Genomic DNA, 537 nt, shown 5'->3' with positions numbered 1-537 from the left:
CGGGGGCCGCGCGCAGCGCCAAGGGCTGGCCCGGTTGCGCCGCCGCCTCGCGCGCCGCGCGACGCAGCGCGGCAAGGCCATGGGTCAGGGGCGAGGCCGGCAGGCCCAGCACATCGTGCAGCGGCGGATGCACGCGCGGCCGCTGGATCTCGAAGAGGCCGAGCCGCGTCAGCCCGAGCAGCCGCGGCTTCAGCGGATCCTGCGCCAGCGCGACGGCCAGCGGCTCGGCCAGCGCCTCCCGTCGCTTCGGCGACAGCCCGGCGACGTCCAGCAGGATGGCGCCCGCCAGCTGCCGCAACCGGATCTGCCGCGCCGCCTCCGCCACGGCTGTCCGGTTCAGCCGCAGCTGCGCCTCCGCATCGCTGCCACCGGCATGGCTGCCGGCATCCACGTCGATCGCGGTCAGCGCCGGGGTCGGATGCACGGTCAGGCGCCCGCCCCCGGGCAGCGGCACCGCCGGCCCGGCCAGCACGTCGAACTCCGCCTCCAGCGCGTCGTCGAAGGCGCCGCCGCGGTCCAGCCGCACGCGGTCGCCCA

The 537-nt window shown here is 78.0% G+C and carries 1 protein-coding gene; it reads right to left on the bottom strand.

The features are described from left to right. On the bottom strand, positions 1-537 hold a 537-nt coding region (locus OZN99_RS33310), incomplete at both ends, for a ribonuclease E/G (RefSeq protein WP_270939437.1).

The organism is Falsiroseomonas oryzae (genome assembly GCF_027856955.1).
Classification (GTDB): domain Bacteria; phylum Pseudomonadota; class Alphaproteobacteria; order Acetobacterales; family Acetobacteraceae; genus Falsiroseomonas; species Falsiroseomonas oryzae.
The sequence above is the reverse complement of the archived record's forward strand: the minus strand, read 5'-3'. Positions and strand labels throughout refer to the sequence as shown.